Here is a 15,555-nt window from a genome sequence, read left to right as displayed (position 1 = left end):
TAGCGCCCTCGGCTTATATGAGAGGTGCTAATCCAGCCCGTCCTTGCGTTGTTGAATGCGTCGAAGAGAGCGTTCTCGTCTACTGTCTTCACGCGATAAATCCAACAAGGTTTCCTCTATATAAGCCAAATGTGCATGCGATGCTTCGCGGGCCTGTTCGGGCTCACCCGAAACAATCGCCTGGACAATGTTGGCTCGATGATTGCGCACCTTTTCCACCACATCGGGGCGACGGTTCAGGAGCTCAAAGTTTTGTAATACGTTTTGCTCCAGCAAAGGGGCAAGGCTACGGATGATATGGAGCAATACCACGTTGTGTGCGGACTCGGTCACCGCTATCAGGTATTGCATCACAGCGGCGGCTTCGGCCGGCATATCACCTTGCTGCTGGGCTTCCTGTATCCGCGTATGGCAGTCACGGATACGGGTAAAATCTTCAGAATTGCCGCGCAGGGCAGCATAGTAAGCAGCCAGACCCTCAAGGGCGTGGCGCGACTCCAACAAGTCTAGCTGGGTCTCTGGGTGGGCGGAGAGAAGTTCCAACAGTGGCTCGGAAAAGCTCTGCCATAGCTTTTCGGTCACAAAGGTTCCGCCACCCTGGCGGCGCGTGAGCAGTTTTTTTGCCTCTAGGCGCTGGATAGCTTCACGGACAGATGGGCGAGAAACATCGAATTGCTTGGCCAGCTCTCGTTCAGGCGGCAGCTGCTGACCCGGGGATAGGATTCCCTCTAGGATCAGGTGCTCCAGTTCCTGCTCGATAGCATCGGAGAGCTTGGGTTGGCGAATTCGTTTATAAGTCATTAGTTATTTATTCTTGGTTGCACTTATTGCGTTTCAAGGGTGTCCGGAATGCGGATAATTGGTATTACCAATTTAACTATAGATGGAAATTTTACAGAAATAATTGAGGATGTCTACCGACAACTTGACTGAAATCATAGAACGAGGGGTGATTTAACAAAAATTTCAAATTATGAAAACTTGTTAAAACATGACAAACACTAGTCATCAACAGGGGTTAGGGCAAGTCTTGGCGAAAAAACAAACAATGGTCAGACCAATTGTTTGTTACACTTTCCCGCCAATTTCTTCATCAGCAACGGTGCTAACCGGCGATTATTTGAGCAAAATTGAAGATTTATAAGCAAGCCAATCAAATGCCAACCCTGGGTCGGTTTTTCGCCCGGGGGCAATAAACTCGTGGCCGGTGATCCGGCTGGCGTCCATGCGGGGATAGTTATCAAGCAGCACCAGGGTCAGTGCCGCGAGGGTGTCATACTGGGCCTGGGTATATGGCAGGGTGTCCGTTCCTTCCAGTTCAATTCCGATTGAGTAGTCATTGCACTTGTCACGGCCTGCAAATGTAGACACACCCGCATGCCAAGCCCGACTATCAAACGGAACGAACTGGATAATATCGCCATTTCGCATAATTAGACAGTGGGCAGATACCCGAAATCCGGAAATTAACTCGAAATAGGGATGCTCGTCAGGTTTTAGGGTACCGGTAAACAGCTGTTCGATGTACGGGCCGCCAAACTGGCCCGGTGGCAAGCTGATATTATGTACAACAAGCAGCGAAATATCGTCACCATCCGGCCTGGCATCGTGAAACGGTGAAGGGACATGCTTGACCCCTTCCAGCCAATGGTCTTGGTTTATAACTAACATTGTTTAGTCCTGGGGATGTGTTAGATCCTAGCTTCTAGATCCTGGCTCCTGGAGTGGTCCTTGGTCCTTGGTCCTTGGTCCTTGGTCCTTGGTCCTTGGTCCTGCTGAAGCATTTACTGATAGCGATAACACGTCAAGCTCTTCGCTCTTATTTTTTGCTCTTCCTGCTTTTCCTAGGAACTGCTCCTCCTAGGGCCTCGAACCATCTTTCCCATAAACAAGACACTCTCACCTAGGATCTCCGTCCGCATCGCGGTATGATCAGCACCAGTTAACCCGGGAGCGCCTCCCGCCCCGATTCAGCAGCCAAACCTTGCTACGGATTTGTCATGACTCAAATGGAAAAGAAGCACGACAGCGAATCGCGCTTGAATTACCTCAAACAGCAGCTTCCCCTCGAAATTACCCGTGCCGTTGCCGACACCCTGCGTGAAGATCTCGGCGGCGAGATTGATGCCGGCCGCGATATCACCGCCAGCCTGATCCCGGCGGACGCCCAAGGCATCGCCACCATCATTACCCGTGAGCACGGTGTTTTCTGTGGCCAGCTATGGGCCGAGGAAGTGTTCCGCCAGTTGGGTAGCGAAGTGAGCATTAAATGGCATGTTGAAGACGGCGACAACGTCGAGCCGAACCAGACCCTATGCACCCTGCGCGGCCCGTCTCGTATCCTGTTAACGGGTGAGCGCAATGCGATGAACTTCATCCAGACCCTGTCTGGTTGTGCCACCACGGTTGCCGAGTATGCCAAACAGCTAGAAGGCACCGATTGTCGCCTGCTTGATACCCGCAAAACCATTCCGGGCCTGCGCAGCGCACTGAAATACGCCGTGACCTGCGGTGGTGGCTACAACCACCGTATCGGGGTATTCGATGCCTACCTAATCAAGGAAAACCACATCATTGCCTGCGGTGGCATCAAGCAAGCTATCAGCACTGCCAAGCAGCTAAACCCGGGCAAACCGGTAGAAGTGGAAACCGAGTCACTGGACGAGCTTCAGCAAGCCATTGATGCCGGTGCCGATATTATCATGCTGGATAACTTCACCACCGACATGATGCGCCAAGCCGTGACAATCAACGCTGGCCGTGCCGCGCTGGAAAACTCCGGCAACGTCACGCTGAAAACGATTCGTGAGTTTGCCGAAACCGGTGTGGATTACATCTCTGTCGGCGCGCTGACCAAGCACCTCAAGGCGATGGACTTGTCGATGCGGTTTAAATAGGCGGTTTAAGTAACTCAGGCTAGAGGCAAGTGGCTATTGGCGCTCGGCGTCGCAGCACTGAACTTGGTATGAAGTCCTTGCCTCTGGCTTTCACTGTTATTTAAGAGACTCTAGTCTCACCTTCCATAACCATCAGCCCTCCCCTTACCTGATATTTTTCTCATTATTCCGGCGACTCTAAGCTCTTCTCCCCTGGCTCTTCTCCCCTGGCCCATCGCCACGCTCCTTCTCGCAAAATTTCCTGCAACCAATGTAAACCTCTGATCATTTTTTCAAAGTATTTCCAGCAACCTCTCGCATCCATTAAAACCCGTTTTATATCAAGCGTATGCTGAAGCCACAGAAAAATCATGGCATTAAACAAGGAAAAACAATGAAAGGACAAAAAGGCTTTACGCTGATTGAGTTGATGATAGTGGTGGCAATTATTGGTGTTTTATCGGCGTTTGCTATGCCTGCTTACCAAAATTACACCAAGCGAGCACATGCAACTGAGATGTTGAATGCAACCACAGCAATGAAAACGGCAGTGGGTGTTTGCTTACTTAGCGGAAGTATTAGTGTTTCAGGTTCGAATACAATAATTGACTGTAGTAGTGGTAGTAATGGTGTACCTTCCCTCCAAACATTTAGCAAAAATACGAATGATGCATTCCAAGTCGCTTCAGATGTAACAGGATTGATTAGTGCTAGCGGAGCCGTTTCTGTGCAATCAGGAAAGGTACTTGCTGACATTCCTTCAGGTAGCACTAAAGGCCCTCTTACAAATGCAGCAGTGCTCGTAACACCCACTGCAGATACAAGTGGTGTTATATGGAAAATCACTTGTACTGGTGACGGTAATACTGACTTCTGTCCTAAGAGCTAGTTAATGCACACCAACCTCGCATCTATCCTGCACCAGGCTGAGCTGATCAGCCCGGTGCAGTTGCAACAGGTGGTTGATCAGGTACAGGCAGAGAAACTGTCTGTACCTGCTGCCTTGATTGGGCTGGGTATCATGACCAGCCAGGACTTGGCACGGCAGCTGGAAGTGATTTTTTCTGTTGCGCTGGTCGATGCCCACCAGTACGACTATGCCGAATGCTGCAAAACCCTCAACCTGCGCGACTTGATCCTGCGCCATCGGGTGCTGCCACTTAGCGCCACCGACAATACCCTGTTTATCGGCCTGTGCGATCCGACCTACCTCGATGCCCTTGATGAATTCCGCTTTGCTACCGGCAAGCATGTCGAGCCAATGCTGCTCGAATACAAGCAGCTCGAAGCAGCCATACGCCGGGTGTACGGTAGCGAGCTCAAGGGCACCGAACAACATGCGCCGCAGCGCGGGATCAGCGACAGTGAACTGACCGAGCTGGTCGACCTCAGTGATGGCGAGCTGGTCGATGACACCACGGATCTCAGCAGTGACAGCGCCCCGGTCACCCGCTATATCAACCAGACCCTGCTCGATGCGCTGCGCAAACACGCTTCGGATATCCATTTCGAACCTTACGAGAAGCATTTCCGGATCCGCTTTCGTTGCGATGGTATCTTGCACCAGTACGCCACTCCGCCGGCCAACCTGTCGCGCCGGCTATCGACCCGACTCAAGGTGATGTCGCGACTCAATATTGCCGAGCGGCGGATCCCACAAGATGGCAGGATCAAACTCAAGCTGTCCGACACCGTCTCAGTTGACCTGCGGGTCTCTACCCTCCCCACCATGTGGGGCGAGAAAATCGTATTGCGGATCCTCGATGCCAGTAGCAGCAAGCTCGACATTGATCTCCTCGGTTACAACGACAGTCAGAAAAAAGCGTATCTTGATGCATTGAGTCAACCCCAGGGCATGATCCTAATGACCGGACCAACCGGTAGCGGTAAAACCGTATCACTCTATGCTGGTTTGCGGATCCTCAATACCGAAGCGCGCAATATTTCCACCGCCGAAGATCCGGTTGAGATCAACCTGCCGGGGATCAACCAGGTGCAGATAAACCCTGCAACTGGCTTGGGTTTTGCCGAAGCGCTGCGGGCTTTCCTGCGCCAAGATCCGGATGTGGTCATGGTCGGCGAAATTCGCGATATCGAAACCGGCGGTATAGCGGTCAAAGCGGCCCAGACCGGTCACCTAGTGCTCTCCACCCTGCATACCAACTCGGCCGCCGAAACCATCACCCGTCTGACCAACATGGGGATCGAGGATTTCAATTTGGCCTCATCGCTCAGTCTGATCATTGCCCAGCGCCTCGCTAGGCGGTTGTGCTCGCATTGCAAAGAACCGGACGACATCGAGCCATTGCTGGGTGCCAAGCTCGATATACCGCTGGATGTCGAATTGTTCAAGGCCAGCCCGAACGGCTGTGATGAGTGCAACAAGGGTTATTTGGGCCGAGTCGGTATTTATGAAGTCATGCCCTTCTCCCGTCCGCTGTCCCAAGCCCTGATGCAAGGTGCCAGTACGTTAGAACTCGAAGACATCGCCTGCCAGCAAGGCATGATCACCCTCCAGCAGGCTGGGATAGAAAAACTATGCCAAGGCACCACCAGCTTGGCTGAACTACAGCGTGTACTCCATTTTTCTTGAGTCCACTTTGCCTGATCGCACCTTGAACAGCTAGAGAGTAAGCCATGGCCCTGGAAAGAAAAATACGCTACTACCGCTGGCGCGGGATCAACCCTACCGGCAAGCGCCTGTCCGGCATCATGGTCGGCTACCAGGAGCAAGAAATCCGCGCCAAGCTCAGTGAGCAACAAATCCAGGTCAAGAAAATCAAGCGCTACAAACCCTCGACGCTGAGCAAGCGGCGCAACCAATTTACCGCCAAGGATGTCACCGCCATCACCCGCCAACTGGCAACCATCGTCAACTCGGGAGTCCCGGTGGTTCAGGCGCTCAAGCTGATTGCCCATAGCCACAACAAAGCCGAGGCCAGAGCCACGCTAAGCATGGTCAGCAACCAGGTTGAAGCGGGCTCAAGCCTGGCCAGAGCCTTGAATACCAGCTCGCCGCTGTTCGATAACTTCTATTGCGATCTGGTCGCTACCGGTGAGCAAACCGGTCATTTAGCGCAAGCCTTTGAACGTCTTGCGACCTATCGGGAAAAAAGCGAAGCCATGCGTAAGAAAGTCATCAAGGCGATGATTTACCCCACCACGGTTACCTTCACCGCCATTCTCGTTACCTTGCTGATGCTCATTTTTGTGATCCCGCAATTTGCCGCCATCTTCAAAGGTTTTGGTGCCGAACTACCGTGGTTCACCCAGAAAATCATTGATGTATCTAACTTCTTGCTTAGCGACGGTCCCCTTCTCGCGCTAGGCATGTTGGTAATATCCATGCTTGCCGTGATGGCTTATCGCAAGTCAGAGCGAAACAAGCTACGGGTACACCGCGTCATGCTCGCCTTCCCCATCGTCGGGCCGATCATGCTCAAGGCAGCTATTGCCCGTTTCGCCCGTACCCTTGCCACCACCTTCTCTTCGGGGATCCCGCTGCTGTCGGGTATAGAGGCGGCGGGCAAGACCGCGGGTAACCGCTTTATCGAGCAAGCAATTAAAGGCGCACACGGCAATACTGCCGCAGGCATGCCGCTTCACCTCGCCCTGCGCCACAGCGAGGTTTTTCCCGAACTGATGCTGCAGATGGTGATGATTGGCGAAGAGTCAGGCTCCATTGACGATATGCTCAACAAAATTGCTTATACCTACGAGAGTGATGTCGACAACACCGTTGATAATCTGGGCAAAATTCTCGAGCCCCTGATTATCCTATTCCTCGGCGGGGTCATCGGCGGACTGCTGATTGCCATGTATATGCCGGTGTTCAAGCTAATGAGTGCGGTTGGGTAAAACCTAGATCCTGGATCCTAGGTCCTAGGTCCTAGGTCCTAGGGCCATATCCTCCTAGGACCCGTCTTTGCCAGCATCTAGGATCTGGACTCTAGGATCTAGGCTCTGCTTTTCCTCGGATCTGCCTTTATCCTCCGGCATGATTCCCCTACAATATCCCCATTGAGTAATATGAGAGTTTTTTCATGACGCTGCTGTCTGTATATCCGTGGTTATTTCCTGTTTTTGCTGCAATTTTCGGATTGCTGGTAGGTAGCTTCCTCAACGTGGTGATCTACCGCCTGCCAATTATGATGGAGCGCCAATGGAGAGCCGACTGCAGTGAGTATTTTCCTGAACTCGGCCCGCAACAAGACACGGGAACCTTTAACCTCAGTATCCCGCGCTCGCGTTGCCCCCATTGCCAGCAACAGATCAGCATTTGGGATAACATCCCGGTTATCAGCTGGCTGCTGCTTAAAGGCCAGTGCCGCCACTGTAAGGCCAGTATCAGTGCCCGCTATCCGGCCATCGAAGTATTGACCGCCGTAGTAAGCACTACCGTCGCTCTCTACCTTCCTCCCACGGTATGGGCGCTAGCTGTGATCCTGTTCAGTTTTGCGCTTATCGCCCTGACCTTTATCGATATCGACAAGATGTTACTGCCGGATCAAATCACCCTGCCCCTGATGTGGGCGGGTTTGATGCTGTCGCTACTGGGGATCTCCCCTGTGAGCCTGCAAGATGCCATTATTGGTGCCATGGCGGGTTATTTATCGCTATGGAGTCTGTACTGGACCTTCAAGCTACTGACTGGCAAAGAAGGGATGGGATACGGTGATTTCAAGCTACTGGCTGCGCTCGGCGCTTGGCTGGGTTGGCAATTGTTGCCGTTTGTGGTGCTGTTTTCCTCTCTGGTCGGTGCCATCTGCGGGATTATCATGATGCGCCGCCAGCAGGCAGATGGCCAACAACCCTTTTCGTTCGGTCCTTATCTGGCGATTGCCGGCTGGGTGGCGATGCTATGGGGCGAGCCGTTGCTCAACTGGTATTTAACCTCGTATCTAGGGCTTTGATCTATGTCTCTTGTAATCGGATTAACCGGCGGGATCGGTAGCGGCAAAACCACCGTGGCCAATTTATTTGCCGCCCAGCACATTGATATCATCGATGCTGATATCGTTGCCCGCGAAGTGGTAGAGCCCGGTAGCGCCGGTCTGCAAGCCATTGTTGAGAAGCTGGGTTCTGACATCTTACTGACAGATGGGTCGCTCAATCGCAGTAAGCTGCGTGAAGCTATCTTCAGTGATAGTCAATTAAAAGAGTGGCTTAACCAATTATTGCATCCGATGATCAGGGAAAAGATGCAGCAGGATATCGCTGCCACCCAATCACCGTATTGCTTGCTGGTTGTCCCGCTCATGGTAGAGAATAACCTTCAGGCAATGACCAACCGCCTGTTGGTGGTCGATGTCGATGAAGAGATCCAGATCGCCCGGACCCAGCAGCGAGACAATGTCCCTGCCGATCAGGTTCGTCGCATTCTTGCTTCTCAGGCCAGTCGTGAACAACGTCTTGCTGCTGCCGACGATGTTATCTGCAATAATGGCAATGGTGACAACCTCGAGCAGCAAGTGGCCAAACTGCACCAAGAATATCTGGCGCTGAGCCGCCAGCAAAACAATACACCGCAGTGCTAACTAATTTGGGTAGGTTGATATGCAAGTAAACCGCTTTGAACACCCGTTGAACGAAAAAGTACGGATTTACCTTCGTTTGGAATACCTGATCCGTCAAATGCACCATGCCAGCGCACTCAGCGATCCTTGGCAGTATCAGCTCTTCTTCCGCGCTCTGTTTGACTTGCTGGAAATTCTCGATCAGATCCAACTCAAGGCAGAACTCGCCAAAGATCTTGAAAAGCAACGCGGGCGACTCAAGCACTGGCTCAACATTGACGGAGTGGATCAAACCGCCCTACTGGCCCTGCTAGACCAGTTGGAGCAGGCTCAACACCAATTGTTGACCGCCAACCGTCTGGGCCAGGCCCTGCGCGAAGACCGCTTCCTCGGCGGGATCAAACAACGCCTATCGATCCCGGGAGGTAGCTGCTGTTTTGATTTACCGGCCCTGCACCACTGGCTGCATTTGCCGCTTGCCCACAAGCAGAACGATCTGAACAACTGGCTACTGCAAATCAAAGAACTCAGTGTGGCCCTGAATCTCTGGCTCAAACTGGTGCGCGAAAGCGGCCAGTTCCAAAACCAGATCGCCCGTGGCGGTTTTTTCCAGCATGAAGCAGATGAAGCCAGCCTGATCCGACTGGATATTTGCCCCAGCCATGGTGTCTACCCTATGATATCAGGACACCGCAGCCGGTTTGCCATTCGCTTCATGCCATTTGAAGAAGGTACCGGTATTGCCGAAACAATTGAATTTAAACTAGCGATTTGCTGAGGTAACTAGTGACGCAATCCAACACACCAACCACACCGATCACCGTGGTGAAATGCCCGACCTGCCAAACCGATGTTGTGTGGGGAGAGCAGAGTCAATACCGTCCGTTTTGCTGCAAACGCTGCCAGCTAATCGACTTGGGTGAGTGGGCTGAAGAAGAGAAAGCGATCCCGGGTGCACCGGACATGTCAGATTCCGACGGTTGGTCGGAAGATATGGGGTATTGATGTCTGGCGAGGGCTAGAGGAAGAGCCTATAGAAGCATTACTCACTGATTAAAAAAGGGTGGCTTATCTTTTGATAAGCCACCCTTTTTACATCGAACTCACTCGCCAATCGCCTTTAGCCACTTGCCTCGCAAAGTCCCATCAACTTCTCTAGTACAACATCGTTAGCTTCCGGGAAGGCGTAATTGGTCAACTCGTCCAACCTAACCCACTCGCTTGGCTGGCCTTCTTTACCGAATGCCTTGCCTTCAAATGCGCGTACCAAGAAGAAATCAAACTTCAACGACTTCTCTGGGTAGTCATGTTCCAGTGCCATGAAGTGCTCCAGCGCTGTTGCCTGGATACCCACCTCTTCATACAGCTCCCTGACAACCGCCTGCTCGGCCGTTTCACCCACTTCGACCTTGCCGCCGGCAAACTCCCAGTACCCGCCCTTGTGAGCTTTGGCGGCGCGCTGGGTAATGAAAACTTTATCTTGTTCGGCATTGAGGATGATCCCCGCCGAGATCCATACTTGTTTCTTTTCCAAAGCTGTACCTTTTACTTTCTCATTGCCTGATCAACAGGTCTCTTTCTTTAGCATAATAAAAAGGCCGCGAATGCGGCCTTTTGTATGGGTTAAGCAGCCCGGTTAGTTGATTTTACCGTGGCATTGCTTGTACTTCTTGCCAGAGCCACATGGGCAAGGCTCGTTACGGCCTACCTTGCGTTCTTCACGCTGGTATGGCGCCGCTTCGTCGCTCTCCTGGCTTTCGTCGGCAATTTGATTTTCCGCATTCTGGTGCTGGAATTGCTGACGGCGAGCAAGCTCTTCGGCCTGACGGCGTCGCTCTTCTTCAACCCGCTCAACTTCTTCCTGCTGCTGAACACGGACCTTGCTCAAAATGGCAATAACGTCAGACTTCAGGCTCTCCAGCATACCTTCAAACAGTTCAAACGACTCACGCTTGTATTCCTGCTTCGGGTTCTTCTGGGCGTAGCCACGCAGGTGGATACCCTGTCGTAGGTGATCCATTGCCGCCAAGTGCTCTTTCCACAGCGTATCAAGGTTTTGCAGCATTACCGTTTTCTCGAAGTTACGCAGTACTTCCGCACCCACAACCTCTTCTTTATGACGGTAAATTTCAACAGCTTGCTCTACGATGCGCTCACGCAACGCTTCTTCGTAAAGCTTCTCTTCGCTGTCCAACCACTCCTGGATAGGCAATTCCATATCGTAATCGGCTTTCAGGCGCTCTTCTAGGCCCTGGATATCCCACATCTCTTCCAGAGACTGTGCAGGGATATAGCCATCAATAACGCTTTGGATAACATCTTCACGGTTCTGCTCGATCATTTCGCTGATGTCTTCTGCATTCATCAGCTCATCGCGCAACTCGTAAACCACCTTACGCTGGTCGTTTGCCACGTCATCGAATTCAAGCAGCTGCTTACGGATATCGAAGTTGCGGCCTTCAACCTTGCGCTGGGCGTTTTCAATCGCTTTGGTCACCCATGGGTGCTCAATCGCTTCGCCTTCTTCCATACCCAGCTTCTTCATCATGTTCGAAACACGATCCGAGGCGAAGATACGCATCAGGCCATCTTCCATCGATAGGTAGAAACGCGATGAACCGGCATCACCCTGACGGCCAGAACGACCACGCAGCTGATTATCGATACGGCGAGATTCATGGCGCTCGGTACCGATAATGTGCAGACCACCAGAAACCAGCACGGCATCGTGCAGCTGCTGCCAATCGGCTTTGATCTTGGCAATCTGATCGTCAGTTGGATTGTCCAGCTTCGCGACTTCGCTCTGCCATGAACCACCCAGTACAATATCCGTACCACGACCTGCCATGTTAGTTGCGATAGTTACCGCACGAGGCGCACCGGCCTGGGCAACGATATCGGCTTCACGCTCGTGGAACTTGGCATTCAAGACTTCGTGCTTGATACCTTGCTTCTTCAGCGCTTTGGAAAGTAATTCAGATTTTTCAATCGAAACCGTACCCACCAGTACCGGCTGGCCATTCTCGACACGGGCTTTGATGTCTTCACTGATCGCAGCAAATTTCTCTAGCTCGGTCATGTAAACCAAATCACCCATGTCATCACGGATCATCGGCTTGTTGGTTGGCAGAACAACCGTTTCCAGACCGTAAATAGACTGGAATTCGAACGCTTCGGTATCCGCCGTACCTGTCATACCTGACAGCTTGGAGTAAAGGCGGAAATAGTTCTGGAACGTGATAGACGCCAGCGTCTGGTTCTCGTTTTGGATCTTCACCCCTTCTTTGGCTTCAACAGCCTGGTGCAGACCTTCAGACCAGCGGCGGCCCGGCATGGTACGGCCGGTGTGCTCATCAACGATGATCACTTCGTCGTCTTTCACAATGTAGTCAACATCACGCTCAAACAGCACGTGGGCACGTAGGGCAGCATTGACGTGGTGTAGCAGGCTGATATTGGTTGGCGAGTAAAGCGTATCGTCCTCTTCCATCATGCCGTTTTGCTTAAGCAAATCTTCGACAAACTCCTGACCGTTTTCGGTAAGGTGGGACTGCTTCGACTTCTCGTCAACCGTATAGTGGCCTTCGCCGCGGAATTCTTCGCTGTCTTCCTGATCCTGCTTCACTAGCTGCGGGATCAGTGTATTGATCTTGGTGTATAACTCCGAGCTATCTTCGGCTGGGCCAGAAATGATAAGCGGAGTACGGGCTTCATCGATAAGGATGGAGTCGACTTCATCGACAACCGCAAAGAAGCGCTCGCGCTGTACGCGGTCTTCTGGGCGGAACGCCATGTTGTCACGCAGGTAGTCAAAACCGAATTCGTTGTTTGTACCGTATAGGATGTCGGCAGCGTAAGCTTCTTTCTTCGCCTGAGGCGGCATGTTTGGCACGTTAACGCCAACGGTCATACCGAGGAATTCAAATAATGCACGGTTGGTTTCGGCATCACGTGCAGCTAGGTAGTCATTCACCGTAACAATGTGCACGCCTTTACCGGTCAGGGCATTGAGGTAAGCTGGCAGGGTCGCAGTCAGGGTCTTACCTTCACCAGTACGCATTTCCGCGATCTGGCAAGCATTCAGTACCATACCACCGATCAGCTGAACGTCGAAGTGGCGCATGCCAAACACACGCTTAGACGCTTCACGTACGGTAGCAAAGGCTTCAGGTAGTAGCTCGTCAAGGTTTTCACCTTGCTCAATACGCTCACGGAATTCAACCGTTTTGGCCTTTAGTTCTTCGTCCTGCAAGCTTTCGAATTGAGGTTCAAGCTTGTTGATCTGGTCAACAATTTTGCGCATACGACGCAGTGTGCGGTCGTTACGGCTACCGATAACTTTGGTCAGTAGTTTTGATAACATGGCGTTGCCGTTTTCTCTTAGTTAGTTCAGCCCATCAGGCTGAATTCTTAATTTGAATTTTTCAACCGGGATTATATCAGCAAGACGCTAGGCTTAGACTTGCGATTAATCATCCCTGTCCCGTCTAAATTCGCCACTGGTGTGACTACGGAAGCCGATACGAAAAACAATGGTTAATGATGATATTGTGGTACGAGTTGACCATTTCAAGGGATAAATGAAAACAATACCAGAAATTGAGCACCATCGGCTATCCATGGAGGGGAAACCCAAGCAGACCTCAATCAGCCAAATACACTTGGTCCAAGCCTCTCCCAAGCTAGCTATAATAAGCCATATTGGCGGTGCCGCCTATGGCAAATGCCCTGACGATGTTTTTCATATTCGAAAAATTAGAACTTACCCGCCACTTTTAACCCAGAAAGCCAGGTGATGCGCGATCAACGCACCAAATACCGTTAGCCGAATAAAACCGAGGCATAAAAAAACGCCGGACAAGGTCCGGCGTTTTTAAAATCTTTGAGCGGGTGCAAGGCAATATTACGCCAGTACCATACCTGGTTGAGCAAAGGTAACAGGCACCTGCTGCTCGTCGGTGAAGGTTGACCATTCATACGCTTCTTGATCAGCAAGTACTGCACGCAGCAGCATGTTGTTAAGCGCATGGCCTGACTTGTAAGCCACCATTTCACCAATGATGTTATGGCCACACATGTAAAGATCACCAATGGCGTCCAATACTTTGTGGGTCACAAGCTCGTTGTCGAAACGCAGCCCTTCATCATTTAGGATACGGTAATCATCAAGCACGATAGCATTGTCAAAGCTACCACCCAGACACAGGTTCTGTGACTGAAGGTATTCAATATCACGCATGAAGCCGAAAGTACGGGCACGGCTGATATCTTTGACAAATGACTGGCTGGAAAAATCCAGAACCAAACGCTGCTGCTCTGATTCAATCGCCGGGTGATTAAAATCGATAGCGAAATCCAGACGGAACCCGTTATAAGGACGTAGTTCAGCCCATTTATCCCCATCTTCGACGCGAACAGTTTTCTTGATACGCAAGAAACGCTTAGGCGTATTCAAGGTATCGATGCCAGCAGACTGCAGTAGGTAGATGAACGGGCTCGCACTGCCATCCATAATCGGGATTTCAGGTGCATCAACCTCGATAATGACATTATCGATACCCATTCCCGCCAAGGCAGCGTTAAGGTGCTCAACCGTTGAGATACGTACGCCTTGCTCATTAACCAAGGCGGTACACAACATGGTGTCGCGAACCGAGTCTGCGTCTGCTGGAAAATCAACAGGCGGATTCAAATCGGTACGGCGATAAATCACACCAGTGTTAGCAGCAGCAGGACGAAGAATAAGCGTCACTTTACGGCCAGAGTGAAGTCCCACCCCAGTCGTTTGCACAATGCTTTTCAGTGTACGTTGTCTTATCATCTGCTTGTCTCAACTATAAAATTGCCATGATATCGGCCCCTACCCTTCGTCAAAAAAAGGGCAAGGACGAATATCTTATCACTTTTTAACCAGTTTCCCAAAATAATTTGCGCGCTTAGTCAGCTTGCTTGCGCAAAAATGCTGGGATATCCAGGTAGTCGTGATCCGCCTGAGGCTTAGGATTTGCCGCTGTAGCCGCCTGCTGGTTGGCAGAATCAGCTGCCGCAGCAGGCTGGTTCAATGGCGCAGCTTTGGCTTCTTCTGCCGGTGCAGGAGTTGCCGCTGGCTTCTCAGCTGCCACTGCCTGTACAGGCTTCGCAGTCCCCGTCACCAAAGTGATGTCAGGCTTGCATTCTTTGCCAATACCCGTTGCCACAACCGTTACTCGTAGCTCGTCAGACATTTCAGGGTCAAGCGAGGTACCGATAACAACCGTTGCGTTGTCAGAAGCAAACGCCTTCACGGTATTACCGACCGTTTCGAACTCATCCAAACGCATGTCCAGACCCGCTGTAATGTTAACAAGAACACCACGCGCGCCAGCCAGATCGATATCTTCCAGTAGCGGGCTTGAAATTGCCATTTCCGCGGCTTCTTCAGCACGGTCATCACCGGTTGCTACACCGCTGCCCATCATGGCATGACCCATTTCAGACATAACAGTGCGTACATCCGCAAAGTCGACGTTGATCATGCCCGGACGGGTGATCAGCTCGGCAATACCCTGTACCGCATTTTTTAATACGTCATTTGCTTTGGCGAAGGCATCCAATAATGTGATACCGCGGCCAAGCACTTTCAGTAGTTTTTCGTTAGGGATAGTGATCAACGAGTCAACGTGCTTTGACAGTTCCTCGATACCCTGCTCGGCAAACGCCATGCGCTTTTTGCCTTCAAAGCTAAATGGCTTAGTCACCACCGCAACGGTCAGGATCCCTAGTTCTTTCGCCACTTCGGCAATGATCGGGGCTGCACCAGTACCGGTACCGCCACCCATGCCAGCTGCGATGAAAATCATGTCAGAGCCATCAAGCTCTGCCTTGATCGCTTCGCGATCTTCCAATGCCGAGTCGCGGCCAACCTGTGGGTTAGCGCCCGCCCCCAGACCTTTGGTGATAGCCCCACCGATCTGGATCACTGTACTTACATTGGTTTTACGAAGTGCCTGAGCATCAGTGTTTACACTGATAAACTCAACACCCTCGATTGATTCACGTACCATGTGATCGACTGCGTTACCACCGCCGCCGCCAACGCCTATGACTTTAATTACTGCTTCGTCAGACATTTCCATCATCGGTTCAAACATGTGTTCTCTCCGTCCATCCTGTTCGCATCAGGT

General features: G+C 51.6%; 14 protein-coding genes. 8 read left to right on the top strand and 6 right to left on the bottom strand.

The window, feature by feature from the left end:
* Positions 1-27: 27 nt before the first annotated feature.
* Together pdhR and ampD are read right to left on the bottom strand one after the other, a co-directional pair.
* Entirely contained in the window at positions 28-801 is a 774-nt protein-coding gene (pdhR, locus tag L4D79_RS24530; protein ID WP_428655399.1) for a pyruvate dehydrogenase complex transcriptional repressor PdhR, read from the bottom strand.
* 315 nt (positions 802-1,116) lie between these two features.
* Complete coding sequence (ampD, locus tag L4D79_RS24525; RefSeq protein WP_428655397.1) at positions 1,117-1,671, bottom strand: 1,6-anhydro-N-acetylmuramyl-L-alanine amidase AmpD; 555 nt, start codon at positions 1,669-1,671, stop codon at positions 1,117-1,119.
* Between the two features lie 338 nt (positions 1,672-2,009).
* Here ampD and nadC point away from each other — a divergent pair, with 338 nt between their 5' ends.
* The 8 genes from nadC to yacG all read left to right on the top strand — a co-directional run bounded on the left by nadC (position 2,010) and on the right by yacG (position 9,397).
* Complete coding sequence (nadC, locus tag L4D79_RS24520) at positions 2,010-2,897, top strand: carboxylating nicotinate-nucleotide diphosphorylase (protein ID WP_428655473.1); 888 nt, start codon at positions 2,010-2,012, stop codon at positions 2,895-2,897.
* Positions 2,898-3,270: 373 nt separating this feature from the next.
* Positions 3,271-3,765 carry a pilin gene (locus L4D79_RS24515; protein ID WP_428655395.1) on the top strand — a complete coding sequence of 165 codons (495 nt, stop codon included), beginning with the start codon at positions 3,271-3,273 and terminating at the stop codon, positions 3,763-3,765.
* A gap of 3 nt (positions 3,766-3,768) precedes the next feature.
* Complete coding sequence (pilB, locus tag L4D79_RS24510; RefSeq protein WP_428655393.1) at positions 3,769-5,469, top strand: type IV-A pilus assembly ATPase PilB; 1,701 nt, start codon at positions 3,769-3,771, stop codon at positions 5,467-5,469.
* A gap of 44 nt (positions 5,470-5,513) precedes the next feature.
* A complete protein-coding gene (locus L4D79_RS24505) occupies positions 5,514-6,734 on the top strand; it encodes a type II secretion system F family protein (RefSeq protein WP_428655391.1) in 1,221 nt (406 codons plus the stop codon).
* Positions 6,735-6,919: 185 nt separating this feature from the next.
* Positions 6,920-7,789: a prepilin peptidase gene (locus L4D79_RS24500; protein WP_428655389.1), complete on the top strand. Its 870-nt coding sequence runs from the start codon at positions 6,920-6,922 to the stop codon at positions 7,787-7,789.
* Positions 7,790-7,792: 3 nt separating this feature from the next.
* Complete coding sequence (gene coaE / locus L4D79_RS24495; RefSeq protein WP_428655386.1) at positions 7,793-8,413, top strand: dephospho-CoA kinase; 621 nt, start codon at positions 7,793-7,795, stop codon at positions 8,411-8,413.
* Positions 8,414-8,432: 19 nt separating this feature from the next.
* On the top strand, positions 8,433-9,170 hold the full coding sequence (gene zapD, locus L4D79_RS24490; protein ID WP_428655384.1) for a cell division protein ZapD: 738 nt from the start codon (positions 8,433-8,435) through the stop codon (positions 9,168-9,170).
* Positions 9,171-9,178: 8 nt separating this feature from the next.
* Entirely contained in the window at positions 9,179-9,397 is a 219-nt protein-coding gene (gene yacG, locus L4D79_RS24485; protein WP_428655382.1) for a DNA gyrase inhibitor YacG, read from the top strand.
* A gap of 115 nt (positions 9,398-9,512) precedes the next feature.
* Here the strand turns inward: yacG and mutT are convergent, their stop codons facing one another.
* The 4 genes from mutT to ftsZ form a co-directional block, all read right to left on the bottom strand.
* On the bottom strand, positions 9,513-9,926 hold the full coding sequence (gene mutT, locus L4D79_RS24480) for an 8-oxo-dGTP diphosphatase MutT (RefSeq protein WP_428655379.1): 414 nt from the start codon (positions 9,924-9,926) through the stop codon (positions 9,513-9,515).
* A 102-nt stretch (positions 9,927-10,028) separates the two neighbouring features.
* On the bottom strand, positions 10,029-12,755 hold the full coding sequence (secA, locus tag L4D79_RS24475) for a preprotein translocase subunit SecA (RefSeq protein WP_428655377.1): 2,727 nt from the start codon (positions 12,753-12,755) through the stop codon (positions 10,029-10,031).
* Positions 12,756-13,295: 540 nt separating this feature from the next.
* Positions 13,296-14,213, bottom strand: coding sequence for a UDP-3-O-acyl-N-acetylglucosamine deacetylase (gene lpxC / locus L4D79_RS24470; RefSeq protein ID WP_428655374.1), 918 nt, complete (start codon positions 14,211-14,213; stop codon positions 13,296-13,298).
* Positions 14,214-14,328: 115 nt separating this feature from the next.
* Positions 14,329-15,522, bottom strand: a complete 1,194-nt coding sequence (ftsZ, locus tag L4D79_RS24465) for a cell division protein FtsZ (protein ID WP_428655372.1) — start codon at positions 15,520-15,522, stop codon at positions 14,329-14,331.
* Positions 15,523-15,555: the final 33 nt, after the last annotated feature.

Source organism: Photobacterium satsumensis (assembly GCF_050336935.1).
GTDB classification, from domain to species: Bacteria; Pseudomonadota; Gammaproteobacteria; order Enterobacterales; family Vibrionaceae; genus Photobacterium; species Photobacterium satsumensis.
Note: the sequence above shows the minus strand (reverse complement) of the source record. Positions and strands in the feature narration are given on the sequence as shown.